General features: G+C 61.3%; 12 protein-coding genes, 4 tRNA genes and 1 pseudogene. 12 read left to right on the top strand and 5 right to left on the bottom strand.

Going from position 1 to position 26,066, the window contains the following annotated elements; all coding sequences use genetic code 11:
- Positions 1-352 precede the first annotated feature (352 nt).
- From RSPPHO_RS04350 to RSPPHO_RS04335, 4 genes are all read left to right on the top strand, one after another.
- Positions 353-10,318 carry a FecR domain-containing protein gene (locus RSPPHO_RS04350; protein WP_014414057.1) on the top strand — a complete coding sequence of 3,322 codons (9,966 nt, stop codon included), beginning with the start codon at positions 353-355 and terminating at the stop codon, positions 10,316-10,318.
- Positions 10,319-10,465: 147 nt separating this feature from the next.
- Positions 10,466-11,431, top strand: a complete 966-nt coding sequence (cysK, locus tag RSPPHO_RS04345) for a cysteine synthase A (RefSeq protein WP_014414056.1) — start codon at positions 10,466-10,468, stop codon at positions 11,429-11,431.
- A 100-nt stretch (positions 11,432-11,531) separates the two neighbouring features.
- Positions 11,532-12,926, top strand: coding sequence for a hypothetical protein (locus RSPPHO_RS04340; RefSeq protein ID WP_014414055.1), 1,395 nt, complete (start codon positions 11,532-11,534; stop codon positions 12,924-12,926).
- Positions 12,927-13,162: 236 nt separating this feature from the next.
- A complete protein-coding gene (locus RSPPHO_RS04335; protein WP_051013650.1) occupies positions 13,163-14,848 on the top strand; it encodes a methyl-accepting chemotaxis protein in 1,686 nt (561 codons plus the stop codon).
- Positions 14,849-14,944: 96 nt separating this feature from the next.
- Here RSPPHO_RS04335 and murJ read toward each other — a convergent pair whose 3' ends face one another.
- Positions 14,945-16,486, bottom strand: a complete 1,542-nt coding sequence (murJ, locus tag RSPPHO_RS04330; protein ID WP_041794161.1) for a murein biosynthesis integral membrane protein MurJ — start codon at positions 16,484-16,486, stop codon at positions 14,945-14,947.
- A 206-nt stretch (positions 16,487-16,692) separates the two neighbouring features.
- Here murJ and RSPPHO_RS04325 point away from each other — a divergent pair.
- From RSPPHO_RS04325 to RSPPHO_RS18700, 6 genes are all read left to right on the top strand, one after another.
- A tRNA-Gly gene (locus RSPPHO_RS04325) sits at positions 16,693-16,767 on the top strand.
- Positions 16,768-16,796: 29 nt separating this feature from the next.
- Positions 16,797-16,871 (top strand) — tRNA-Gly (locus RSPPHO_RS04320).
- 45 nt (positions 16,872-16,916) lie between these two features.
- Positions 16,917-16,991, top strand: a tRNA-Gly gene (locus RSPPHO_RS04315).
- A gap of 23 nt (positions 16,992-17,014) precedes the next feature.
- Positions 17,015-17,089, top strand: a tRNA-Gly gene (locus tag RSPPHO_RS04310).
- Positions 17,090-17,227: 138 nt separating this feature from the next.
- The gene (locus RSPPHO_RS04305) at positions 17,228-17,629 is read left to right on the top strand and encodes an MFS transporter (RefSeq protein WP_014414052.1); all 402 of its coding nucleotides are present in this window, start codon (positions 17,228-17,230) and stop codon (positions 17,627-17,629) included.
- A 237-nt stretch (positions 17,630-17,866) separates the two neighbouring features.
- Positions 17,867-18,679, top strand: a complete 813-nt coding sequence (locus tag RSPPHO_RS18700; protein ID WP_157879084.1) for an HAD family hydrolase — start codon at positions 17,867-17,869, stop codon at positions 18,677-18,679.
- 90 nt (positions 18,680-18,769) lie between these two features.
- Here the strand turns inward: RSPPHO_RS18700 and RSPPHO_RS19695 are convergent, their stop codons facing one another.
- The 3 genes from RSPPHO_RS19695 to RSPPHO_RS18695 form a co-directional block, all read right to left on the bottom strand.
- Complete coding sequence (locus tag RSPPHO_RS19695) at positions 18,770-19,681, bottom strand: hypothetical protein (protein ID WP_157879083.1); 912 nt, start codon at positions 19,679-19,681, stop codon at positions 18,770-18,772.
- A gap of 17 nt (positions 19,682-19,698) precedes the next feature.
- Positions 19,699-21,228, bottom strand: a complete 1,530-nt coding sequence (locus tag RSPPHO_RS19690; protein ID WP_157879082.1) for a hypothetical protein — start codon at positions 21,226-21,228, stop codon at positions 19,699-19,701.
- Between the two features lie 62 nt (positions 21,229-21,290).
- Entirely contained in the window at positions 21,291-22,316 is a 1,026-nt protein-coding gene (locus RSPPHO_RS18695) for an SIR2 family protein (RefSeq protein WP_157879081.1), read from the bottom strand.
- Between the two features lie 441 nt (positions 22,317-22,757).
- On the opposite strand from RSPPHO_RS18695, the pseudogene RSPPHO_RS04290 reads away from it, so the two are divergent.
- Positions 22,758-24,004, top strand: a pseudogene (locus tag RSPPHO_RS04290) (ISL3 family transposase).
- A 238-nt stretch (positions 24,005-24,242) separates the two neighbouring features.
- On the opposite strand, the gene RSPPHO_RS04285 reads toward RSPPHO_RS04290, so the two are convergent.
- The gene (locus RSPPHO_RS04285; RefSeq protein ID WP_041794144.1) at positions 24,243-25,226 is read right to left on the bottom strand and encodes a 2-hydroxyacid dehydrogenase; all 984 of its coding nucleotides are present in this window, start codon (positions 25,224-25,226) and stop codon (positions 24,243-24,245) included.
- A gap of 267 nt (positions 25,227-25,493) precedes the next feature.
- On the opposite strand from RSPPHO_RS04285, the gene RSPPHO_RS04280 reads away from it, so the two are divergent.
- Positions 25,494-26,033, top strand: a complete 540-nt coding sequence (locus RSPPHO_RS04280) for a lipoprotein (RefSeq protein ID WP_041794141.1) — start codon at positions 25,494-25,496, stop codon at positions 26,031-26,033.
- Positions 26,034-26,066: the final 33 nt, after the last annotated feature.

Below are 26,066 nucleotides of genomic sequence, written 5' to 3'. Positions count from 1 at the left end.
ACGGCAAGGGCCTTGGAACAAAAGCCGGAAGACTTCCGTGAAGTCTGCGGAGACGCCTTCCGTTCCATGGGAAGGAAGGATCGGAAAGGAAACAGTCAAAAGCCACAAAAGGAGCAAGGGAACGGGCCTGGGCCTTTCATGCGCCCTGGACGCAGGACTCCCGTTTTCCTGTGATTGTCATCATCGTAAAAACATCGCATTCTGGTATGCAGAAGCCTCCCCGAAGGCTGCCGTGCCCTCGGTGCCGCGTTTCATACCTTATTTTGCATTTTTTTTAGCCCGCTCCACCCCAGGGAGTGGTTGACTCGTCCTTCAGGATCAGGCAGGCCGCGACCCGCCGGAAAGGGAACCGATGACCATCGTGACGCAAAACGCGCGCCCGGATCAGGCGACCGACACCGGGCTTTCTCCTTGGAGTGACGGCGGCGCCGGGCTCACGATTCTGTCGCTGGATGGCTCCTCCCCAGTGATTGGCGATAGCGGGTTGTTGCTGCACGGCATTTACAGCCGCGACGGCGCGGATCTGCTGATTGTGGATGGCCAGGGGCACGGGGTCATCGTGACCGACTATTTCTTGAAGGACCCTCCGCCTGCCCTCGTCAGTGCCGAGGGCGCTCGTTTGGAGGGCGATGTGGTCGCGCGCTTGGCGGGCAGCGCGACTCCGGGGCAGGTGGCGCAGGCCGGCCCGGCGTCGGGCACCAGCGTGCCCATCGGCACCATTGAAAAAGTCACGGGCGCCGTGGTCATCACCCGGGCCGATGGCACCCGCATCGAGCCCCGGGCGGGGGATCCGGTGTTTGAGGATGACGTGGTCGAAACCAAGGGCGACGGCGCCATTGGTATCAAGTTCATGGACGGCTCGGCCTTCTCCCTGACCGGCAACGGCCGCATGGTCCTCGACGAACTGGTTTACGACCCGGCCTCGGGCCAGGGCCACAGTTCGGTCGATCTGGTGGCCGGCGTCTTTTCCTTTGTATCGGGCGGTATCGCGCGCTCCGGTCCCGACGCCATGACCTTGGTCACTCCCGTGGCCACCATCGGCGTGCGGGGCACCATGGGTGTGATCAAGATCATCGTGCCCGAGGGGGTCGATCTCGGTGACATGGACGCGGTGCGGGCCCGGCTGGGGGCGCTCGGAGTCAGTTTGGACGTGGTCTTGCTGCCCGAGGCCGATGGGACAACGGGCGAGATCATTTTTACGCCGATGGGGGGCGAGCCCCAGGTCCTGAACGTGGCCTACGACGGCTTGCGGGTCACGGTGGGCCAGATCCTTGATCGGGTCGAGACCTCGGTCGCGCGTTTCACGGCCTCGCCGGACGATTTCCGTGGCGAGGGGGCGGCCGGTCGCTCCCTTGATTTCCTTCCTGCCGATCCGTCCAAATCCCAAGACGACCAAGGCGGCAAGACCAACGCGCCCGCCCAGCCAGACGGCAAGCCCCAGGGTCAGGGCGACACCGGCACCGACAAAAGCGACGCCAACACCGGACAAGACACCCAGCAAGCCCAGAACACCGGGCAGGAAACGGGGGCAAGCCAGACGCAGGGCCAACCGCTGGTCTATCGCCCCTTGGACCTGGATCTGAGTGGCACGGCGGCGGAGACCCTCCAGGGCAGCGCTCAGGACGACGCCATCTCGGGGGGGAGCACGACGACCGGCTCGACGACGTCGGCCGGGTCTGCGACTCGTCCCTCGGCCGTGGTGTCCTTTGCCGACACCATTGCCCGGACCATTGTGACGCAAACGACCACCGATGCCACAACCACTCTGACGTCGTCCCCCTCGCCAACCCTCTCTGGCAGTGGTTCTTCCGCGTCCGGGACGGGAAGCAGCGGAGGATCGGAAGCGCCGGCGGGAAGCAGCGGCCCCGGGAGTCCAGACACCGGCAGTGGCACCGGGGGGACCGGCACCGGGAGTACAGGGAGCGGCAGCGGGAGTACAGGGAGCGGCAGTGGGAGTACAGGGAGCGGCAGTGGAGGGACCGATACCGGGACCGGCAGTGGAGGGACCACGGTTCAAAAAGTCCTGCAAGCCAGCCCGGACACGCCCATGCCGACCTTTGTGGTGAGCGCCTCCTCCAGCGACTGGTATAAAAACTGGGATGTGACCGGCTCCACCGCCTCCGACAGCATTGAAACCGGGGCGGGCAACGACACCTTGGTGGGCGGGGCCGGCGGCGACATCCTTAAGTCCAACGACGGCGACGATGTGATGATCGGCGGCTCGGGCGCCGATTCGCTCATCGCCGGCTCGGGCAATGGCGACGATACCTACAGCGGTGGCAACGGCCTGAGCGACGACGACGACGATAATCTGGACGACTGGATTTTATTTCCCTCCACCGGTCAGGGCATCCGGGTCGATCTGGCCTCCGGCGTGGCCAGCGGCAGCGAAATCGGCACCGACCGCCTCTATGCCCTGGAGCACGTCCTGGGGGGTAGCGGCAACGATACCCTGATCGGCAACGCCGACGATAATATTTTGCAAGGCGGCGTCGGCAACGACCAGTTGTCCGGCGGGGCCGGCAACGACAGCCTGGAAGGGGGCGCCGGCAACGACACCATGCAAGGCGGCCGTGGCAACGACACTCTGGTGGGGGGCGACGGCACCGACTGGGCCGATTACAGCGATGCGACCAACCCTGTCGTTTTGTCCCTGAGCGCGGGCACTGCTGGGGGACTGGATGTCGGGGTCGATGTTCTCTCGGGGATCGAAAACGTCATCGGCGGGGCCGGAAACGATACCCTGACCGGTGACAACGCTGCAAATGCCCTGCAAGGCGGCGCCGGCAGTGACAGCTTGGTCGGGCTGGGCGGCAACGACACCCTCGACCTGGGGATCGGGGGCGGGTTGATCGACGCCGGGGCTGGCGACGACGACGGCCGGTTCACCCTGACCGCCGGGGCCGAGGTCACCGTGGCCGGCGGGGCGGGTACCGACACGCTGGTGATCACCGTGACGGACGCCGACCTTGAGGACACCGACCGTCTGGCCGCCTTGGCGCAGGTCCGGGCCTTTGTGGAGGCCCACCCTGGTGAAAGCACAAGCTTTTCCGCGCTGGGCCTGACCTTGGAGGGCTGGGAAAGCGTGCGCATCGTGGACAGCGCGGGGGCCGAGGTAGACCTGGACGGGGTTGTCACATCCCCGGCCCTGACCCTTGTGTCCACGAGCGGCGCCGAGGACACGGCCCTTGGTCTTCGTCTTGCCGTCAGTGCGACAAGCAGCGTGACGCAAACCCTGACGGTAACCCTCTCGGGGATTCCCGAGGGCGCGGTGCTGCGCGATGCCTCTGGCGCCGAACTGGTTCAGACCGATCACGCGGTTACCTTGAGCGCCGATCAGCTTGCTGGCCTCACCCTCACACCGCCCGCCCAGAGCGCCGCCGACATCCAGCTTCAGGTGGAGGCGACCGCGACCGCGCTTGATGGGTCCACCGCCACGTCAACCGGCACGCTGACGCTTGTGGTCACCCCGGTGGTGGACGGCGTGACCTTCGACCTTCCCGAGGCGGACACCCTGGTCACGCCCCATGCCTCCGACGATGTTCTGGAGGGGGGGGACGGCAGCAGCACGATGCAAGGAGGCGGGGGCAACGATACCCTGACCGGGGGGAGCAGCGACGACCTTCTGCTGGGGGATGAGGAAACCGGCTGGTTCTCGGAGAAGCTCGATCTCACCCCCCTTCTGGTCGATGGCGACGGCTCGGAAGACGTCACCGTGCGCCTCCAGGGCTTGCCCGAGACGGCCTTGCTGTCGGCCGGTACCAGACAAAGCGATGGCTCCTGGCTGCTCAGTGCCGCCGATCTGCCCGGGCTCACGGTCACGATGCCGACGGGGGCGACCTCGTTCGTGCTGACCCTGAGCGCCACCGTCGTGGATCTCGATCCCGACGACGGCACGTCGGTCTCGGCGACCCAAACCTGGACCTCCCACATCACCGTGGATCCCGGCGTGGCCGGCAACGATGTCTTGCAAGGCGGCAGCGGCACCGACACCCTGATCGGCGGGGCCGGCGAGGATACCCTGGACGGGGGCATCGGGGCCGACGTCGTCATGGGCGGCACGGGCAACGACCTGGGGATCTTCAGCCGCGATGCCACGGCCAGCGGTGCCGATACCTATGACGGCGGCCTTGGCACCGATACCTTGCGCGTGGTCTTGTCGGCGAGCGATCTTGCCAACCGGGCCGTGATGCAGGACCTGGAGCGGCTGCGCGATTTCGTGGCGGCGCAGGCCGACGCCACCTCCGAGGCGGGGGAGGCGGCGAGCTTCTCGGCCCTCGGCCTGACGGTGAGAAACTGGGAAGCGGTGAGCTTTGTCGATGCCAACGGCACGCCCCTTGTCATCGACAGCGGTCCCGAGGCGGGAACTTTGACCTTCACCGTGGCCGAGGATGGCGTGGCCAGCACCGGCGCCACGGCCAGCGCCTTGTTGCCCCATGACGGGGGGTACGATGCCGTGGGGGCTCGTCTGAGCCTGACCGGTCTTTCGACCTCCCTGACCAGTGGCGGCGAGAGCGTGGTTGTGACCTCGGATGGGGCCGGGGGTCTGATTGGCCGCGTGGGGACGGCGACGGTGTTCACCCTGGCCCTGGAGACCACCACCGGCGTTGTGACCTATACCCAGCATCTTCCCCTCGATCACCCGACGGGGGATGATCTGCCCTTGGTCGTGGCCTATCGCGTGACGGACGGCGACGGCTCCACCGCCGATGGCACGCTCAACGTGGTTGTTCACGACGACACCCCCGAAGCCCAGGACGACAGCCAAAGCATTACGGTCGGCACGACGCCCCAAACCGTGAGCGGCTCCTTGGTCGAGAATGACCTTCTGGGGGCGGATGGCCTGGGGCGGATCACCGAGATCCGGCTCAACGGCACCGTCCACACTGCTGGCGCCGATGGCACGGTGACGATTGCCACAGCGGGCGGCGCTCAGGTGTGGGTTGACTTCGCGACCGGGGCCTACAGCGTGACCGTCACGCCAGGGGCCGGCGCGACGGATGCCACGGTCGAACTCGGCTATTCCCTGGTCGATGGCGATGGCGACACAACCTCGGCCACCCTCACCCTGACCCTCGATCAGCCCGAGGCCCAGCCCCCGACCTTGACCGGCGGCCCGGTCACGGGGCTGGAAGACGGGACCCTGGCCCTGTCCCTCGCGGCGGCCCTGGCCGACACCGATGGGGCGGAAACCCTGGCCCTCACCATCGCCGGCCTGCCGGCCGGGGCCACCCTCTCGGCCGGGACCCGGAATGCCGATGGCACCTGGAGCCTGACGCCCGCCCAGTTGACCGGCCTGACCTTGACCCCCCCCGCCGACAGCGACGCCGGCTTCACCCTGATCGTCACGGCCACCGCGACCGAAACCAGCAATGGCACCACCCAGAGCACCCAGATCGAGGTGCCCGTGACCCTGACCGCCGTTGCCGACACCCCGGTGGTGACGGTGTCGGATGTCTCGGGGACCGAGGACGGGGCGGCGATTCCCCTGGTGGTCACGGCCTCCACGCCCGACACCGATGGGTCGGAAACCCTCAGCCTGATTTTCACCGGCGTGCCGCAGGGCGTGACCTTGTCGGCCGGGACCTACGACCCCACCACCCAGGCCTGGACGTTGACGCCGGCTCAGGTGGTCGGCCTGACCCTCACGACGCCCGCGCAGTATTCCGGCAGCTTTGACATCACGGTGACGGCGCGCACCACCGAAAGCGCCACCGGGACCTCGGCCGAGGCCAGCGATACCTTCAGCGTGAGCGTGGCCCCGGTCGCCGACCCGGTGAGTTTGGTCATTACGGCCGCCCAAGGCGACGAGGACACGGCCATCCCCTTGGCGATCACCGCCACCACCCCCGACGCCGACGGCTCGGAAACCCTCTCCGTCACCATCACCGGGGTGCCCTCGGGGGCCAGCCTGTCGGCGGGGATCTACACCCCAGCCAACAATACCTGGACCCTGACGACCGCCCAACTGAGCGGCCTGACCCTGACACCGCCCCCCGACTACGCCGGGAGCATCACCCTCACGGTCACCGCGCGCACCACCGAGGACGCCACCGGGGCCTTTGCCGAGGCCTCCAAGACCCTGGGCGTCACGGTGCTCCCGGTGGCCGACACCGCGACTCTGACCGACGCGCAGGTGTACGAGAGCGAGGACGTCGTTGACGGTCGAACCGACGACGAGATCACCGCCTCTGGCGGGACGAACTTTTATGCCGGATTCGGGGGCAACGACACCCTCATCGCCGGCAACGACAGCGTCACCATTTTTGGCGACTACTACGGCCTTGACATCGTCGTTATCCTCGACCTCTCGGCCACGGCGGGCGATACCGACGGGTCGGAAACCATGACCTATACCCTCGCGGGGTTGCCCGAAGGGGTCACCGTGACCGACAGCGAGGGAACGGCGCTGACGATCACCAGCGGCACGGTCACCCTGAGCGAGTGGCAGCTTGAAGGTCTGCGCCTGTGCACTCCGGTCACGCAAGACACCTTCAGCCTGACCTTCCAGGCGACGATCACCGACCAAAGCGCCACAGGAGCCACCGATACCGGCACGACGTCTCACACTGTGACCATCGTCATGGGGGGCGACGATCTTCTGGTCGGCGGGACTCATGACGAAACCCTGTCCGGGGGCGCCGGTAACGACACCCTGATTGGCGGCACCAGCAACGACGTTCTGTATGGAGACAGCGGGAACGACCAGATCCAGGTCAAGCTTTTCGCCGGCTACAAAAACGTCCAAGGCGGGGCCGGTGACGACACCCTGACGATTGACATCTCGACGGTCGATATGAACGACATCGAGATAATTCAAAACCTGATCAGCTTGCGGTCCCTGATCAACGGCGGCCATGTGGGCGATGACCAAGCCCTGGAGGCGGCCGGCCTGAGGGTCACGGGGATTGAGCATGTGTCATTCGTCGATGCCACCGGCGCGGAGCTTTCCTTCCTGGCCCTGACCTGCCAGGAGGGCGAGACGGTGACCATGAACCTCCTGTCCTACTTGACGGGACAGGCCGCCGGGCGGAGCTTGGTGTCCGTGAGTTTCACCGTGCCCGAGGGCTACACCTTCCTCGTCGATGGCACCGAGGTGACGTTGGACGGGGACCGGGGCGTGAGCCTGACCCCCACCCAACTGGCGGGCTTGAGCGTCAAGACACCCAACGACAACGCCACGGACCAGTGGATCCCCGTCACGGCCGTGTGGGACAACTCCACCACCACCGAGCTGTCCTATGGCATCATCGTGACCCCGGTGCCAGAGACCCCCGTATGGACCGGCAGCGATACCTTCAATGTCATCGTCAACGACGAAGCGCAAACGCTGACCACGGACGAGTGGGAGGCCTCGCTCAATGGCGGCGGCGGCAGTGATACGTTGACCGGGGACGCGGCCGACAACCTTCTGATCGGCGACGATCAGCGCCTGAATGTGTTCGTCACCCTGCCCTTGACCACCGGCGAGGCCGCCGCCGCCGACGCTGCGGGCACGACCGATGATGCCTCAGAGGGCATCACCTCGATAAAAATTTCGGGCATTCCCGAGGGCGTCTGGATCCTTCCGAGCTTTAGCCTCCCCCTCACCGTGACGGACGGCTCCGTTACCCTGACCCAAGATCCGACAAGCCACCTTGTTCCCTTGCAGCTTGCCTTCAGTTTGCCCCTGGATCAGGCGTCGTTCACGCTTGAGCTTGAGATCACGGTGGCCGACACCGATCCCAACAACAGCAGTTTCGTCGTTTCCCACACCTTTACAACGACTTGCGAGGTGGCGACCCTCTCCGCGCCGGGCGATGACTCCCTCATCGGCAACGGAGGCGACGATAGTCTGGTCGGGGGAGAGGGCAGTGATACCCTGGTGGGGGGCACCGGCGATGATGTGTTGCAAGGGGGGGCGGGCGCCGACAGCCTCTTGGGCAACGACGGCGACGATACGTTGGCGCCCGGCGCCGGGCTCAACAACGTAGAGGGCGGCGGCGGCACCGACTGGATCGACTTCAGCGACCAAACGGCCGACGTGACCTTGAGCTTGACCGGCACTCAGATCGCCACCACCAGCAACGGAGGGATCACCTTCGTGGCCGGGATCGAGAACATCCAGGGCGGGGCGGGGGCCGACTCTCTGGGCGGGGATACGGGGGACAACCATCTGGCCGGTGGTGCTGGCAATGATACCCTGTCGGGGGGCGGCGGCCTCGACACCTTGTCGGGCGGTACCGGCGATGACCGCTTCCTTCTCACCCTCGCCGATACCCAGGGGCCAACGGCCGTGACCAGCCCGTTGACCTGGGTCGCCTCCGAGGCCACGACCTCCACGTGGCTGGGGAACGAGGCGACCGATGGTCAAAACGGCGCGACCGACGTGGCCCGCTATTCTCTCAAACTCTATGCCGCCAACAGCGACGGTACGCAGAAGACGGACGCCAACGAGGGATTCCTGAAAGTTTATGGGACGGACTCAGGCTCGGACTATGCCGGGAGTGTTGTGTCCCGGGACACTGGCGACGACGGCGATGCCGTGTGGGTGCTTGCGGACGCTCAGGGTCGGGCCTTCAGCCTTGTCTCGCTGACCGTGACCTATCCCGCCGGCGAGGATCAGCCGGTTTTGGTCCAGGGCTATCTCAACGGCGTTTTGGTGGCCCAGAGTTCGCTGATCCTGGTTGCCGGGGCCGCCACCACCTTGGCCTATGGCGATCAGTTGAACGATCCCGCCTTCCAGAACGTGGACGAAGTTTGGATCCTCGGGCAGGGCGCCAATCTTCAGATTGGCATCAACGACGTTGTCGTGACCTCCCACGTTGGGGAGAGCGTGATCGGGGCCGACGCGGCGTGGCAGGGGAGTTCCGAGACCGATCTCATCGTCTTGAGCGAAGCCGGCACGTACGATCTGAGTAAAGTGGTCGATGTGCATGCCTCGGCCCTGATCGACGGCGTGGCCCTCGGCTCCCACACCACCTTGGACCTCTCCGGCGGCGCCGAGACCCTGGCCGACACCACCACCGCATGGTGGATGACCCCGTTTGGGGAAACCCTTTGGGTCACCGCCTCAGGCAGCACCGACATGACGGTCAGCGGTCTTGACGACTGGATCCAGAACGGCTGGACGGTCAGCTACGCTGGCACCCTGACGCGTGACGACGGCGATCTGGCCGGGACGTATCACTCCTTTGCCCTGACCAACAGCAGCCTGGGCAGTGACTATGCCTATACCGTCAATGTTGAGGACGCGATCAGCGTCGTTAACAGCAGTGGCAACGACTTCGTGACATATACCGACGCCGCCTACGCCCCCCTGACCCTGGCCGGCACCGAAGATGCCGACACCCTGATCGGCAGTGGGGTGGGGGATACGCTCACGGGGGACGAGGGGAACGACCTCCTGGAGGGAGGACGCGGGGCCGACTCCCTGGTGGGCGGCACCGGCGACGATACCCTCCTGGGCGGGGCGGGCGACGACATCTTGGACGCAGGGGAGGGCGCCGATCTCCTGCGAGGCGGTGCCGGCAATGACCTCTTGTCCGGGGGCTTGGACAGCGACGCCGATTCCCTGGAGGGCGGCACCGGCGACGATACCTTTGCCGGGGCGTTCTCGGCCAACGCGGTTTACAAGGGCGGCGAGGGCTTCGACTGGCTGCACTTTTCGAGCCCGACAACCGGGCTCGTCCTCGATCTGAGCAATTCCAGCCAGTTCGAGAACATTGAGGGCATCCACGGCGACTCGGGCAACGATGATTTCCGCGCCTCGGACAGTTCCAGCGGCGTGTGGATGATCGGGGGAGGTGGCAACGATACCTTCTTCGGCAGTTGGGGCGATGACACCCTGGATGGCCGCGAGGGGAGTTGCTCGATGTATGGGGCCTTTGGTGACGACGTGATCCTTGCGTCTTTTGACAACGGCTGGGAAAGCCTGGAGGGTGGAGAAGGCCGCGATCTCTTGCAGTTGGAAGGCAGCAAGGCGGACCTTACCGGGGCTGATCTGGAGCATCTGTCTGCGTTTGAAGGTCTGGATCTGTCCCAGGTCTCGGGGTTGACGAGCCTGTCTTTGACCTCCGGCGATCTCTCTGGGCTTTATGGAGGAGAGAGCGACCCCTTCGATGTGTCTCTTATCCTGGATCCCGCCGCCCAGGTCGATGTCATCCTGAGCTACGAGTATCAAAGCTGGGAATTCACCGGCACCAAGACCCAAGACCTGGATAACAACGGCGTCGCCGAAAGTTATTCGGTGTATGCCGCGACGGTCGGGTCGGATACTTACACCTTGAGTGTTTCCGGCGCGGCATCGGTGACTCTCAATAACTATGGAGGGTGCTGATCGATTCCGTGGGGCTGCCTCAGGCCGCCCCACGGCGCGTTGTTCTCGTTCGCCGCAAGGGGATTGACGGCGGCCGATCAGTTCCATAAATATACGGCTCATGTGGGTTGATCCGCACGGTTTCACGCCAAGGGACAGGACAAGACCATGAGCACTTCCGACGAGCCGGTTTTCACCCGGGGCCGCGTCTACGACAGCATCCTCGATACCATCGGGGGAACGCCCCTGGTTCGCCTGTCCCGCTTCGCCGCTCACCATGGCGTTGGCGCTCAGATTCTCGGCAAGGCCGAGTTCTTTAACCCGCTCGCCAGCGTCAAAGACCGCATCGGTCTGGCCATGGTCGAGGACGCCGAGGCCGATGGCCGGCTAAAGCCGGGCGCCACCTTGGTGGAGCCTACCTCGGGCAACACCGGCATTGCCCTGGCGTTCGTTTGCGCCGCCAAGGGGTATCGCCTGATTTTGACCATGCCCGAGAGCATGTCCATCGAGCGGCGTAAAATGCTCACCCACCTGGGGGCGGAAATCGAACTGACCCCGGCGGCCAAGGGCATGAAGGGGGCGGTTGCCCGGGCGCGAGAACTCGTGGAGAGCATTCCGGGCGCCCTGATCCTCCAACAGTTTGAAAACCCCTCTAACCCCGAGATCCACCGCCGCACCACCGCCCGCGAAATCTGGGAAGACACCCAAGGCGGCGTTGATATCCTGGTGGCCGGTGTCGGCACCGGCGGTACCCTGACCGGCGTCGGCGAGGTGCTCAAGGCCCTCAAGCCTTCGGTCAAGGTCGTGGCCGTCGAACCCGAGGACAGCCCGGTGCTGTCGGGCGGCGCGCCCGGCCCGCACAAAATCCAAGGTATTGGCGCCGGCTTTATTCCCGATATTCTCAACACCGGGGTCATCGACGAAATCATCAAGGTCGCCAACGAGTCTGCCTTTACCAACGCCCGCGCCGTCGCCCGCCTCGAAGGCCTCCCCGTCGGCATCTCCTCCGGCGCCGCCCTCACCGCCGCCCTGGAACTCGGCCAGCGCGAGGAAAATAAGGGCAAGTCTATCGTCGTCATCCTCCCCTCGTTCGCCGAACGCTACCTCTCGACACCGCTGTTCGAGCAGCCCTGAGGCCGAGGGGGGGCGCTTCGCTTCGGCGAGGCGGGGCTGCCGCCCCGCGCCCCGCCTGGGGCGATGCCCCAGCGGGGCGGTCTATGGGGGGGGGCGCTGGGTGGGCGAGCAAAAGGCCCGTGAGGTTCTGGCCGGGATTCAGCGCTCCCTCCCCCCGGGGACCAGCCTCACCTATCAGGCCTTGTCGGTCAATCCGGCGGCCCTGGCTCTGACCTTGCGTGGGGTGCGCCTCACCGATGAGGGGCGCCATCTGGAGGTGAGTCTGGGCAGCGTTGTCGTCTCCGACCCGGGGTTTGCGGGCAAGCACCTTCGTTCGCTTGATTTGGCGCTGAACGAGGTCAGTCTCACCCGCACGTCTGCCGAGGGCAGTGTGCATGGTGGCTTGCTGCGGGCCCAGGGGGAAGACCTCGATCTGGACCGTATCAAGGCCCTTGGACGCGCCCTCAAGGAAGCCCGCGATCCTTTGGCCCTGGATCCGGCCGCACTTGCCGCCTTTGACCTGGGGCCTGTGCGCCTGGAGGGGCTGACCGTCGATCAACCCACCCACCAGCGCGCCCTGGCGGTGGGCGAGGTCACGATCTCCGGGGTGAGCCAGGGGCGCTTGGGGCAGCTTGATGTGCACGATATCCGGGTGCGCGATCCCGAAGCTGAGGCCCGCATCGACGCGCTGTCCCTGGTGGGGTTCGATGCCCCGCGCGCCCTCGCCTGGGCTCGCCAGACCCAGGGGGCTCTCCTGGTCAAGGACAAGCCAGCCTTCGACACTTTGGGGGTGACAGCCTTTCGCCTGGAGGGCGTGGAGGGGCAGGCCCGGGATCTGGGCTTGGTGTTCGACCGTCTGGCTTTGGCTGACCTGGACAGCCGCTTGGGCGTTCCGACCCGACTGACGTTCGACCTGGAAGGCGCCGTGCTGCCCGTCAGTCTGCTCGACCGGCGTCATCAGGCCTTTTTCGCTGCCAATGCCATGGAGTCCCTCAAGGTCTCCGTGCACTGGGCCCATGCCATCGACGACGAGGCCCGCCGCCTTAGCCTTGGGCCCCTGCGGGCCGAGATCGGTGACGTGGGGGCGGTGTCGGGGGGCGTGACCCTCGACGGACTGACTCTAGCGACCGTGCTGGAGGCCCTGGAGCGGCCCGAGCGCTTGCTCGACGCTGTGCGTTTGAGCGGCTTCAGCGCGGGGGCCGAGGCCGAAAAGCTGACAGCCGCCTATCTCGATGTCCTGCTGGCCGAGGGGGATCTCAAGCGATCCGAACTTCTGGAACTCCTTCGGACCCAACTCGCCCCTTCCTTGCGCCAAACCGTGGGCGCCGATCTGGCCGAGCGCTTGGTGACGGCCCTTGACGCCTTCTTGCTGGCGCCGGGCTCTCTGGCCGTGTCGGCCCAGGCGAAGGACGAGCCGATGACCCTGACCCAACTGGGGATGGGCTTGGCGCTCGCTCCTGAAAAAACCGTTGCCGCCTACGACGTGCGCGTCGAGCACCGGCCGCGCTTCCCCTAAAAAGCCGAGGGGTTTGGGGAGGTCGCGCCTCCCCAGCCTTTTTATTTTTGCCAAGAGCAACAAAAATTTCCTGTAAATCCCTCCTTTTTTCTCTCGATTGTTGCAGTATGCAACGGCCTAAAGAGCACCTGCCCTGGCGGAAGTGCCTTGTGCTCGAGGTGCCCGGCGCCTATCTGTTCTAAGGAACAGATCTTTTCTGCCATACGCCGTTGCAGAATGCGAAGGAGGGACCTTCGATGACGCTCGCTTCCTTGTCCATATCCCGCAAGATCGGTCTGATCGTCGGGCTTTTGTCCTTGGCCTCGCTGGTGGTCGCCGGGATTGGGGGGGTCTCCACCCACCACTACAGCCAGACCGCCGACCACATGACCAATACGGCGGCCCGGGCCCTGGTCAGTGAACGGGTGAACGGGCTGGTTTATGCCGTGGTCATGGATTCCCGGGGCATCTACATGTCCAAGGACTGGGCCGCGGCCGAAAAATTTGGCAAACCCCTTCTGGCCAACCTGGAAGAAATTCAAAAACGCCTTGATGAATGGCGGCTCCTGGTGCCGCCGCAGCGCTTGGCGCAGTTCGAGGAAATGAACACCCAGGCCCAGGCCTTCATCCGCTTTCGCACCGAACTGGTCCGACTGGCTCGCGAAGAGTCCACGGCCCAGGCCCGTGTTTTTGGCGACAACGACGCCAATAGAAGCAATCGTGCCGCCTTCAACAAATATCTCAAGGAATTTACCGAGGCCAATGCCCAGGAGACTGCCAGCGTTCTCGCGCAGATGAAAGCCTCGGAGACTCGGGTCTTTCTTCTTTTAATTGCGGTACCTGTAGTCAGTATCGCCGCCGGGATTGGTCTCACTCTGGTGGTCAGTCGGCGCTATATCGTTCGTCCTCTCAATCAGGTGTCCCACGTCATGGAGCGCCTGACCCACAACGATCTCGAGGTGCCGCTCCCCGACCACACCGGGCAAGATGAGGTGGGGCGAATGGTGCAGGCCCTGGCCGTGTTTCGCGATGGCCTGATCCAGGCCCGCTCTCTGGCCCAGCGGCAACAGACCTTGGAACGGGAACGCACCCAGCGGGCCGCCACCTTGGCCGACTTGACCACCTCTTTTGATGCCCACGTGTCCACCGTTTTGGTCAAGGTGGCCGATGCGGCCGGGCGCATGACTCAGACCGCCGGCACCATGACGTCCATTGCCCAAGATACCAGCGCGCGGGCCTCCGAGGTCGCCGTGGCCTCGCAACAAGCCACCGCTAATGTTCAGGCCGTGGCGGTGGCGACCGAGGAGCTGACCTGTTCCATCGGCGAGATCAGTCGGCAGGTCTCGGGGTCCACCGAAATCATTCGTCAGGCGGTGACCCAGGCCAGCACCACCAATCATCAGGTCCAAAGCCTCACCGAGATGGCCCAGCGTATTGGTGAAGTGGTGGACCTGATCAACTCCATTGCCAGCCAGACCAACCTGCTCGCGCTCAACGCCACCATCGAGGCGGCCCGCGCTGGCGAGGCAGGGAAGGGCTTCGCCGTGGTCGCCGGCGAGGTCAAGACCCTGGCCACTCAGACCGCCCGCGCCACCGAGGAGATCGCTACCCAGATCGCCGGGATCCAGAAAATATCGAGCGAGACGGCTCTTGCCATCGGCTCCATTGCCAGCGTGATCGGTCAGATCGACACGTTTGCCGCGACCATCGCCCAGGCCATCGAACAACAGGGATTGGCGGTGCGCGAGATCTCGCAAAACGTCCATCAGGCCGCCGCCGGCACCGAGCGCGTCTCCTCGACCATCCACGGGGTCAACGATGCGGCGCGCGGCGCCAGCTCCACGGCCAGCACCGTTTTGGACGCCGCCACCGGCCTGACCAGCGAAGCCCAGGCCCTCCGCGGGATGGTCCAGCGCTTTCTGGAAGGCATGCGCGTTGCCTAATTAATAGAGAATCGAGGGGTCTGGGGAGGCCGCGCCTCCCCAGCCTTAAAAAAAGAAGGCCGGGGAGGCGCGGCCTCCCCAGACCCCACGATTCCTTTAGCGGCGCAGCGCGGTCTTCAGGTCGGCCAAGGAGGTGGCGCGCAGCAGCAAGACCAGCCCGCCATAGCCCAAGCCGCCAGCGGCGATCAGCACGATCAGGGCGGGGATGCGGGTGAGATCGCCATGGGCGCTCAGGGGCTCCAGCAGGTCCATCACGCCCCACAAAAGGGCCCCCATGCCGGCCACCGCCGCCACGATCCGGGGCAGGCGGGTTCCCAGGCGGGCATCGGGCGAAAACAGCCGGCGCCGGTGCAAGACCACGGCCAGCAAAACCGCATTGAGCCAGCTTGACGCGCTGGCGCCGATGGCGATGCCGATATGCCCGAGGGGGCCCATCAGGGCGACGTTGAGGCCGATGTTGGTCGCCATGGCGACAGCGGCGATGCGCACCGGTGTTGCCGTGTCCTCGCGGGCGTAAAAGGCCGGGGTCAGGACCTTGACCAGCACAAAGGCCGGCAACCCCGCCCCAAAGGCGACCATGGCGGCGGCGGTGGCCACGGTGTCCTCGGGCGAGAAGGCGCCGCGTTCAAACAAGGTGGCGGTGATCGGGGTGGCCAGCACCATCAACGCGGCCGCGGCCGGCAGGGTCAGGAGCAGGGCCACCTCCAAGGCGCGGTTCTGATTCCAAAGGGCCGCCTCTATGTTTCCGGCTTTGAGTTGTCGCGACAGCAAGGGCAGCAGCGCCGTGCCCACGGCAATGCCGATCACGCCAAGCGGCAACTGGGTGACCCGATCGGCGTAATAGAGGTAACTGACCGCGCCGTCGCTGACCAGCGAGGCCAGCACGGTACCGATGAGTAGGTTAACTTGATACAAGCTGGAGCCGAACACCACCGGCACCACCCGCCGACCCAGGCGGCGGACCAGCGGTGAGAGGCGGGGCCGGGTCAGGCCCAGCGGCAAGCCAGCGCGCCGGCAATGAACCGCCAGCCAAACGAATTGCAAGACGCCCGCCGCGCTCACTCCCCAGGCCAGCGCGTGGCCCGGCGTTGGCGCGCTGTCGGCAAAGCCCAGCAAGGCGGTGATCAGGGTCAGGTTGAGCAAGATGGGGGCGGCAGCGGCGGCGGCAAAATGTCCGAGCGAGTTCAGCACCCCCGATTGCAAGGACGCCAGCGAGATGAACAGGAGATAGGGAAAGGCGATGCGCGACAACTCGACGGCCAGGGTCATCTTGCCCGGCACGTCGGCGAAGCCCGGGGCCAGGGCGATCATCGCCCAGGGCATGAGGATCTCCATCGCTGCGACGAACACGACCAGCAGCAAGGCCAGCACGGTGTAGGCCTCGCGGGCGAAGCGCCGGGCCGCGTCGCGCCCCTGGGCCTCGACCTCGCCGGCGAACAACGGCACGAAGGCCGCCGAGAACGCCCCCTCGGCAAACAGACTGCGAAACAAGTTGGGAAAGCGGAAGGCGACAAAAAAAGCGTCGGCCACCGCGCCCGCCCCCAGGTAGCGCGCGATGATGATGTCGCGGACAAACCCGGCGACCCGGGAGAGCAGCGTGTAGCCGCCCACGGTGGTGATGGCGCGAAGCAGACTCATGGTGATCTCCCTGATGCCCTCTGAGGGGTCTGTAGCGCAGGACATCGGTCCAGGGAAGCCGCGCCCGGAAGCCGCCGCCAAAATTTCCCAAAAAAGCGCTTGCGTTCCTCAGGCCGATGGCTATTATCCGCCTCCACCGACGACGGCAGCCCCGTCGAAACGAAGGAATTCTTTGTTTCCAAAGGGTTGTCTCGGGCGCAGCGGATGCGGGTGTAGCTCAGGGGTAGAGCACAACCTTGCCAAGGTTGGGGTCGTGAGTTCGAATCTCATCACCCGCTCCAAGGCGCCAAAGCGGGAAGAACAGACGGGTGCGGGTGTAGCTCAGGGGTAGAGCACAACCTTGCCAAGGTTGGGGTCGTGAGTTCGAATCTCATCACCCGCTCCAACTGTTCTGAAGAGTACGTGGTCCGGTCTGGGCTAGCCGGGGAGTGCGGGTGTAGCTCAGGGGTAGAGCACAACCTTGCCAAGGTTGGGGTCGTGAGTTCGAATCTCATCACCCGCTCCAAATGCCACGATGTTTTTACTGTTGCGGGTGTAGCTCAGGGGTAGAGCACAACCTTGCCAAGGTTGGGGTCGTGAGTTCGAATCTCATCACCCGCTCCAGTTCAAACAAAAGTGCCGGCAAAGACGCCCTTCGGGGCGTTTTTTGCGTTTTGGGGCTTGCATCGAGGCGGCGGGCTCGCAATCGTGCGAGGTCGATCGCTTTCACCTGAACCGGGGCTCGTCCGGCTAGGAGGGCACATGCCCCATCACCTGTCCCCCGTTGCTGCCCTGTTTGCTCGGGCCGACCTTCATTACGGCTCGGACACCGCCATTTTGTTCTCGGGCTTCGCCTTGCGCCTGCTTCTGTATGGCTTGATGGGGTCCTTTGCTGCTGCGTTCATGAAACGCTTTGGGCTCAGGCCTGTCGCTAGTGTTGCCCTTGGGGTGATCGGCGCTGGGGGGCTGGGCTCCTCGTTCATGACCGAGTTTTGGTCTTACGGCTTGTGCGGCTTGTCGTTGCCGTACCCGCCGTTTACCGATTCCGGCTTGGCGAGCCCGTCCTTGTTTCCCATGTCTTATGCTCTGGACTGGGGGCGTTTCCTAGCAGTCAATCTGACCGACGATCGCTTCGGCGAACTGGCTAATCTGGTGTTTGGCTAGGTCTTTGCCAGCGACCAACTGGAGGGCTGTGCCGCTTATGGCGATGGCCTCAGTCACACGCTCTATGGCAGCGCCCTGCCGCCGTTTTTTATGGCCGGAGTTTTATGCGTCCTAGCTGCCCTGGCGATGCTCGGATCTGGACGTAGAAGAGCAATAGCCCAAGAAGGGGGCAAAGGAAGTAAGAGTGTGAAGTTAACCTGGCGGTGAATGTCAAATCGCATCAAAAAGGATATTTCGATGCATACCTGCGGTTATGATAAAAACAAAATTAGCCTTGTCGTCGCAGATATTGATGGGTGTTTGACGCAAGGTAAGAAAAGTTCAATCGATATAGATTCTTTAAAATTATTACGCGATTATAATAACGGGCTGGTAAAGATGGGGTTGCCGCCTCTAGTTTTTTGCACGGGACGGCCTCAGCCATATGTGGAGGCTCTTTCCCAGTTGCTGGGGGTAAAAATGCCGTGTGTCTGTGAAAATGGTGCCGTTATTTATAAGCCTGATCAGGATACAATCCTAATTCATCCAACGATTCGTCCAAGTTTTCTTCACGAAATCAATAGAATGCGCGAAAAATTTTCAGATGGACATCTCTCGGGCATCACTTTTCAGGTGGAGCCAGGGAAAGAAGTGTGCATTAGCCTTAATCCAATATCCAAGGATGGTGGAGAAGAATTTTCACTGAGAGAGAAAGTAGTTGAGTTGTATAACGTTGTTAAAGACATGGTTGATCAATCTATTTTTTCGGTTAATCATTCAACAACGGCTGTCGATATTACGCCTTTTGGCATTGATAAAGGGGTTGGGGTGCGCTGGCTTTCACAGCTCACGTCAATTGATGAGCAGTTTATGCTTGGAATTGGTGATAGTGCGGGAGATATTCCTTTCTTGACTCGTGTCGGATATCCCGCCGCGCCTGAGAATGCCTGCGATGCTGTAAAATCCGTGGCGAAATATGTTTCACCTCTGCCTTTTGCGGAGGGGGTGGTCGATATCATCAATGTTCTCGTCAAGCAGAGCGGCCATGATACTTTTGGGGTCCACCCCTAAACAATCGCGGACGAAGGGAGGGAAGAGACTGTCGATGCGACAGTAGTGTGATTTTTTCCCGTAAAGGGTGCGCATCTATCAACGACGAACTCAAAAAAATACGGATGCAATGATCTTGAGGCCGGAAAGCCCCAGGAGAAGGGCGATAAACACCGTGGAGGTCGCAATCACATTCGCCATGACTTGGTCGCGCCACGCTCCAGGCGACAAAAACATCGGTGCGATCGAACTCGTCGGCAAAATTAAAAAAATCAAGCATGTCGCCCAAATGGCGGGAGTCGAGGAACCTCCAAGGAAAAACGCTCCGACAGTGTAAGCAAAGACGGTGATGCCCACGCCGACCGCTCGGACTCCGAGGAGACGTCTCAAAAGACGGCCGGGAGCGACGAGGCGTGGGCTAAAGTGTAAGCCCAGGTGTAAGGCGATGCTTGTGGTGAGAAGGACCTTCAGTATTGTCTCTAGGGGCGCTGGGACGGGGACGTTGACTGTCTCCAGGAACAAGCCGAGGCCGACGCAACCCATGGTAATAGCCGCTTGCCGCCACGATTTCATCAAGGTTTGTCGCGCAGGAGAGGTCTCCCCTTGCTCTCCCCTGCGGGCAAGAATGGGGAAAAGTAGCAGAAGAGATATAAAGTTACCTAAGTCAATTCCAATAAAAATGGGGAGCCATTGCGGCTCAAGAAGCGAAAGGAGAAGAACTCCTCGGTTCCCCCCTCCGTAAGTAGAAAATTCTATAAAATCACGGCCGATAGATTTTTTTTGTTTTAGGAGGGAAAAGCCAAGAAGGCTTGGGACCGCTTGCAGCGAAAATCCAATCGTCAAAAGTAACCAGAGGTCAGAGGAAGCAAGAGGGTGGGAAAAGAGGCAAATCGTATAAAGTGTCAAAAAAAATAGAGTGCTTTGCTGCAAAACTCCCGCCCAAGGCATCACCCGAGCTTCTTGGTACCGCCGGAGATAAGCTCCGGCGGCCATAATCAAGAGAATAGCAATAAGGGAAAGCATGCTGGCGAGAAACTCTGCTATGGCTTTTTGATGAAAAACCTCTCAGCAATCAGGGTCATCAACATAGCATGGGTGTCGCCCCTTGCCAATTCTGGAAAATGAAGTTTCTCTTGCCCAAGCAAATTAAAGACAGAACTATTCAAGCGTGTGGCAAGGCGGGCAATAATTTCTTTAGGTTCATCTTCTATGGTTTCTGCTAGTAAAGGTTTATCCCAGTCAGCGGTCCCAATTTTTTCTCCTTTGAGGATGCGGCGGATGTAATCAATAGGAAATGTGCTTCCGACGTTATTTTCTGCTGTTGTTTGATATCCAGGAAGATCGAGGATGTTGGCGGAATTAGCCTCGAAGTTATATCTTGTATTGTAGGCGACGTAGGTGAGGCCCGTGACGCTGCCTCGGGCCGACATGCCGATCACCGCCACCACCTTGATAGATTTGCCGCGGAGCTCCGGATTTTCCTGGGGGAAGGCAGGGTCCAGAATATCTAACGGGGCGGTGAAGTTGATCAGGAATGCTCCATCTCCACTGCGCTTGCGCTCGACATTATTTTCTGCCTCATCCTGGCGCAGGCGGCGCATAATTCCCCCGACGTACGCCTCGGTATGCAGCATGACGGCGCTATCAATGCCTTCCCAATCCTGCATGTCGAAGTGATTGGATTGGCTCATCACTGTTTGCCCACTGCCCCACCGGTGAAGGGCGATAAACATCTCTAGAAGTTTGTTGTGTTCAGGGCCGCCAACGGTCAAGAAGATGGCATCGTCTTCTTCAGAGCGCTTCATCTTTGTCCAGGTGGAGGTGTCCTTTGTAATAACAGGGATGAAGCGATAAATCGGAATAGCGATGTCGCCGTCTTGCGGGGTAAAACTCAGGGTGACATCAGCTTCATTGGCGGTGTTTGCGAATTTCATGTATTTTGGGTGACCAGCAAGAATAGTCATTGACCTAAGAATTGGTGTCAGGTCAATTTCGCCTTGCCCCATCTGTGTGTAGTTTTGGCTGCGCATAAAATTTTCTTCTTGCGGAGCGCGGGACGGGTCTATGTATACGGAGAGAGGCTGGGTACGATCTTTGTAGATGTCACGCAGGGCTTGGCTTAATGCTCTAATTCCTTTTTTTGTATTCACCGTGTCGAGGAGGAGGGCTTTAGAAAATCCCTCGCTTTCTGAGGAGCGAAGGTAGACTTCGCGCACGAAGGGCAAATAAATTGAGGGAAAATCGCTCATGGTCGGCGCGACCGTCGCGTTCGACCGTTGTCGTGCCATCCCGGATTGGAGAAGATAAAGGTTTAGTGGGTCCAAGAGGTGAGAGAAGTAGATTGGAGAAATATTTCTATCAAAATTTGCAACACCATCCTTCAAGCACTCGCTTGAGAAGAGCCAGTCGTTAAGGGTTGTAGCGTCGCGGGGGTTTCCAAGGTGCTTTGGCGCAACAACGAGATGCATCAATTGTTTTTTATTGGGTGTCATGCCGCAGGTAAAATGTATCGTTGTAAAATCGTGAAGGGGGCGAGGTTTGTTCGTGTATTCATCTTTTTCTAGGCGCATGATTCTCTTATATAGTTCTTTCATGCACTTGTCAAAATAGTAATTCTGAGTAGTTGTTTTTTTTATTTCATCGCTATCGTTGGATGTTCTGTCGTTATTGTTTTTCTTTTTTCGGTTTCATCGTCCAATATGTAATTTATGCCACCGCTTTTGCGATCTTTGTATTCTGAATCGATTTTTTTTAGGGAAGCGTTAGACAAAACCTCGTGTTCAGGCATCGTAAGAAGCCAAATCGAGTTAAGTTTGTTGACGTGATTTTCAGAAATACATGCTTTGCTTATAATTTTATTAATATTGTTGTCCCGAAGGCTGTGGCCAATAACGACAAGGTCCCTTCTGTTGACAAGAGAGACAAGATTTTTTTCTAATTCAATCTCAGTTTCTTGGTCAAACCGCTGAATTGTTTCGCTGGTTGCATCTATCTTTCGGGTTCTAAGGTCCCCGTGAATTTTGAATAATTTCAGCGGAGGGTTATGAAAATCACTTTTGATGAACAAGGCAATTTCATTGGGGTCGCTCATTTTTCTGGTGAGCAAGATCATATCGTGCTGGGGAATTTTGGCATCAGCAAAAGCCTCTTCGACTAACGGGTCAAAATTTGTTGAGACAATCCATTCAAAATACCCTTTCTTTGCAAGTTTACCGAAATATTCATACCCGATAGATGGGCGATGATATTGAAGATATTCATGATATATTCCATATATTTCTTGAATTGAGCGCCTGCTTATTGTTAAATTGTAAAGGCTTGAGACTAATTCATAATAGTAATTGATGTTTTTTTGATCTGTTAATTTTTTTCCGCTTGATAAGCGGTTCAAGTAGTCAGTGAAATCCCTGATCAAACTGGAAGTATCATGTTCTTTTATTCCAGGGGTAAAATCTTTAATGACGTCAATCCAATCTTTTTCGGTTGGTGGATAAGATCTAAGGATGCTTTCCATCAAGCCGTAACCATCTGGTCCTCCTGATTCAATAGAAACTCCAGAGCCAATCAGAAGAACTGGCATTCTTCCCGTTTTTTTTCTATCAAAAAGAAGCTTGGCTAGAGTCTCAATGTTTGATTTTCTAATTCCATAGTTTTCCATTGTCATCTCGCTATTTGAGAGTCCAGTGGTAACGTCTACGGTGTCATATTCATAAACGACCTGTCACGACGTCACCATTATTGAAGTCGGACTTTTTGACCTTCTCAGGCCCAAGGGGTGGGTGGCAACTAAAGAGGTAGCAACATGAAAATTGTACTTTTTTAAGACCGCTAGTTCAATGGTTTATTTTTCAAAAATAGCAAACAAAAAAATCAACTAAAAGCTGATTTTTTCTCTGCCTCGGCGGCGGCAAGAATTTTTTAACAATCTAGAGATGCAAAAATTAAGAAAATTCGTCCCAGAGAATGGGGAGAGGCCACGCTGCAACCAAGAAACAAGACGTTTTGCGTTAATTGGTTCCTCGACGCGGCAAATGGAATTCGGCTGAAGGCTGCGACGTGATCAGATAACCTTTCCCCCGCGTGTTAGGGGGGGGCAGCGATGGATGTGGGAGAGATTTTGGCGCTGGGTCTCGGGGTAACGCCGCCGTGGCGTCTGGTGAGCCAGGACCTGGAGACGGAGACGCAGCCCCACGAGTTACACCTGCGCCTGGAGGCGGATCGGGGATCGCTGTTCGCCTGCCCGGAGTGCGGCCGGGCCTGCAAGGCGCACGATTTCACCGAATTCCGCTGGGGGCATCTGCATTTCTTCCAGCACCACTGCTTCATCACGGCACGGATGCCGCGCACCAATTGCCCGGAGCATGGGGTGAAGCGGGTGCAGGTGCCGTGGGCACGCGAGGGCAGCGGGTTTACGCTGCTGTTCGAGGAGGTGGCGCTGATGCTGGCCCGCGAGATGCCGGTGCAGGCGGCAGCGCGGCAGATGGCGATCACCGACCAACGGCTGTGGCGAATCATCGGCCATTACGTCGGGCAGGCGCTGGGTCGGCTCGATCTCGCCGGCGCCAAGGCGGTGGCCTTCGACGAGACCGCCTCGAAGAGGGGCCACAACGACGTCACCATCTTCATCGACATGGACCGGATCTCGCGGCCGGTGGTGTTCGCCAACGCCCGGCAAAGGCAAGGAGACCGTCAGCCGATTCAAGGATTTCCTAGCTACCCACAACGGTAAGCCGGGCCGCGTCGTCGAGGTGGTCTGCGACATGTCCCCCGCCTTCCTGGCGGTGGTGGACGAGAATTTTCCCGAGGCATCGGTGACGGTTGACTGGTTCCACGTCGTCCAATTGTTCACCACGGCGCTCGACGACGTGCGCAAGGCCGAGGTCCGGATGGTCAAGATGCCCGCCGCCGTCCGCTGGGCCGTGCTGAAGGCCAGGGAAAGCAATCTCACGCCGAAGCAGGAAGCGGCTTTGGCCGAACTGAAGGCCGGGGGCCTGCTGACCGCCGTTGCTTGGCAGATCAAGGAGAAGCTGCGCTGGGTCCGCCTAGCCACGACGCCCCAGGGCCGCACGCTGGCGCCTCTCGCACTTCCTTTGTCATGCCCGTGACAAGGTCCAATGCGGGCCGCTGCTGGCCCCGGTGCTGACCGCCGTCGAAACCGTAGAGAAGCACGCCGAGCGTATCCTCAGACGCTGGGCCTCGACCTTCAGCAACGCCCGCATGGAGGCCCTCAACGGCATCTTCCAGGCAGCACGCGCAAGCGCGCGCGGCTACCGCAATGTCCACACCTTCATCACCATGATCTACCTCATCGCCGCACCCCTCGGCGGCATCATCAAATCCACTTGAAACGTCGAGGAGCCCGTTAATTGAGGGGTGAGGGAAGACCAGTATGTTTTTTTTGGCTTCCTGCGGTCGTCAAGGAAGGTCGGTGGCTTCCTACGCTTCTCAAGGGGCAACCCCGAAAAACGTGTACGGTTTGAGTCCCCCTGGGCGAGCCAATGCATGGCCCCAGGTCCGGGCAGGGGGCAAGCGAGAGGATGTGGCGGTCTTTTCCCTGACCGCCACAAGGGCTGTGTTCCAGGCCTCACAAGCCCGGCAACACCCGGTCGGGCGGGCAATGACCGTCGATGAAGGCCTTGATGTTGATCAAAACCTTTTCCCCCATCTCGACCCGGCCTTCCAAGGTGGCCGAGCCCAGGTGGGGCAGCAAGACCACGTTGTCCATGGTCAGGAGCTTGGGGTTGATCGCCGGTTCGTGCTCGAACACATCCAGGCCGGCGCCGGCCAGTTCGCCCTTGCTCAACATGCGCACCAGGGCATTCTCGTCGATGACCTCGCCGCGCGCCGTGTTGACCAGATAGGCGTGGGGGCGCAACAGGGCGAGGCGCCGGGCCGAGAGCAGGTGGTAGGTGGCCGGGGTGTGGGGACAGTGCAGGGAAATCACGTCCATGCGGGCCAGCATCTGGTCCAGGCTTTCCCAGTAGGTCGCCTCCAGGCCCTGCTCGACGCTTTCATGCAAGCGCCGGCGGTTGTGGTAGTGAATGGTCATGCCAAAGCCGCGCGCGCGGCGCGCCACCGCCTGACCGATGCGGCCCATGCCGATGATGCCCAGGCGCTTGCCCCACAGGCGATGGCCCATCATGAAGGTGGGGGTCCAGCCGGTCCACTTGCCCTCGCGCACCAGACGCTCACCCTCGGTCAATCGGCGCGGCACCGCCAGGATCAGGGCCATGGTCATGTCGGCCGTGTCTTCGGTGAGCACATCCGGGGTATTGGTCACGGTCAGGCCGCGCTGGTGGGCGCTGGCAATGTCGATATGGTCGGTGCCGGCGCCAAAGTTGGCGAGCAGCTTCAGGCGTGGTCCCGCCTGGGCCATGACGGCGCTGTCGAGGCGATCTGTCAGGGTCGGCACCAGAACGTCGGCTTCGGCCATGGCCGCGCTCAATTCGTCGCGGCTGAAGGGGTGATCGTCCAGGTTCAGCCTAGCGTCGAACAGTTCCATCAAGCGCGTTTCGATGGGGTCGGGCAGTTTGCGCGTAACAATGACCAGCGGCTTGGTCTGCGGCATGGCTCGAACTCCTGTGGCGGCGGAATGACCCAGTGAATTGGGTAGCAAGCGGGCTCGGGGTTGTCCAGACGGGGCGCGTTTCCCTCTTAAGGGTTAGGGCGGAAGGGGGGGGCACTTGAGATCGGTTCCAGTCTTGACTTTTGTCTGGGGCAAGCAAAAGAGTGATGAAGGACCGAAGCCTGGACCTTCGGTCACTCACACGCTTCCCCCGGGGGTCGAATCGGCCTTTGGCAGGAGGCCGTCTTCCTTTTTTCTGGAGGTTTGCCCATGAGCTTCAGGAGCGTGTTGTCGGCCCTGGCCGGGCTGTTGCTGATGCTGCACATTCCGGCGGCCTTTGCCGCCCCCATCACCGAGGCCGAGGTTCTGGCGGCCGAGAAGGCGTGGGGCGATGGGATCGTTGCCATTGGCAAGGCGTCGATGCGCAGCCATCGCGCGGCCGTCAAGGCGGCGGCTCACCACCTCGACACCCTCTACGGCTATGGCCTGGGGCCGGTCCTGTTCAAGCCGACCAAGGCGGCCGAGGATCAGTTCCGCGAGACCCGTGATCAGGCCCTGTCCTATTTCGTCAAGGGCAGCAACCCCGAGGATCATGGCTTCGCCCTGGCCCCTTGGACCAACGTTCGCTTCGAAAACCACGCCATGGTCCTCAAGGATGACGAGGCCCTGGTGATGGGCAACTACTATTTCACGCCGCTGAAGGGGGATCCGGTCAAGGTCGAATACACCTTCGGCTATACCCGCGACGCCAAGGGCAATCTGCGCATCAACCTGCATCACAGCTCCTTGCCCTATCAGCCGTCCCATTGACGAGGGGTCTGGGGAGGCCGCGCCTCCCCAGCC

This window comes from Pararhodospirillum photometricum DSM 122 (assembly GCF_000284415.1).
GTDB lineage: Bacteria > Pseudomonadota > Alphaproteobacteria > Rhodospirillales > Rhodospirillaceae > Pararhodospirillum > Pararhodospirillum photometricum.
Note: the sequence above shows the minus strand (reverse complement) of the source record. Positions and strands in the feature narration are given on the sequence as shown.

Coding starts and splice junctions, on each gene's coding strand:
- RSPPHO_RS04350 (WP_014414057.1), top strand. CDS start 353: ATGACCATCGTGACGCAAAACGCGCGCCCGGATCAGGCGACCGACACC.
- cysK (WP_014414056.1), top strand. CDS start 10,466: ATGAGCACTTCCGACGAGCCGGTTTTCACCCGGGGCCGCGTCTACGAC.
- RSPPHO_RS04335 (WP_051013650.1), top strand. CDS start 13,163: ATGACGCTCGCTTCCTTGTCCATATCCCGCAAGATCGGTCTGATCGTC.
- murJ (WP_041794161.1), bottom strand. CDS start 16,486: ATGAGTCTGCTTCGCGCCATCACCACCGTGGGCGGCTACACGCTGCTC.
- RSPPHO_RS04305 (WP_014414052.1), top strand. CDS start 17,228: ATGCCCCATCACCTGTCCCCCGTTGCTGCCCTGTTTGCTCGGGCCGAC.
- RSPPHO_RS18700 (WP_157879084.1), top strand. CDS start 17,867: ATGCATACCTGCGGTTATGATAAAAACAAAATTAGCCTTGTCGTCGCA.
- RSPPHO_RS19695 (WP_157879083.1), bottom strand. CDS start 19,681: ATGCTTTCCCTTATTGCTATTCTCTTGATTATGGCCGCCGGAGCTTAT.
- RSPPHO_RS19690 (WP_157879082.1), bottom strand. CDS start 21,228: ATGCGCCTAGAAAAAGATGAATACACGAACAAACCTCGCCCCCTTCAC.
- RSPPHO_RS18695 (WP_157879081.1), bottom strand. CDS start 22,316: ATGGAAAACTATGGAATTAGAAAATCAAACATTGAGACTCTAGCCAAG.
- RSPPHO_RS04285 (WP_041794144.1), bottom strand. CDS start 25,226: ATGCCGCAGACCAAGCCGCTGGTCATTGTTACGCGCAAACTGCCCGAC.
- RSPPHO_RS04280 (WP_041794141.1), top strand. CDS start 25,494: ATGAGCTTCAGGAGCGTGTTGTCGGCCCTGGCCGGGCTGTTGCTGATG.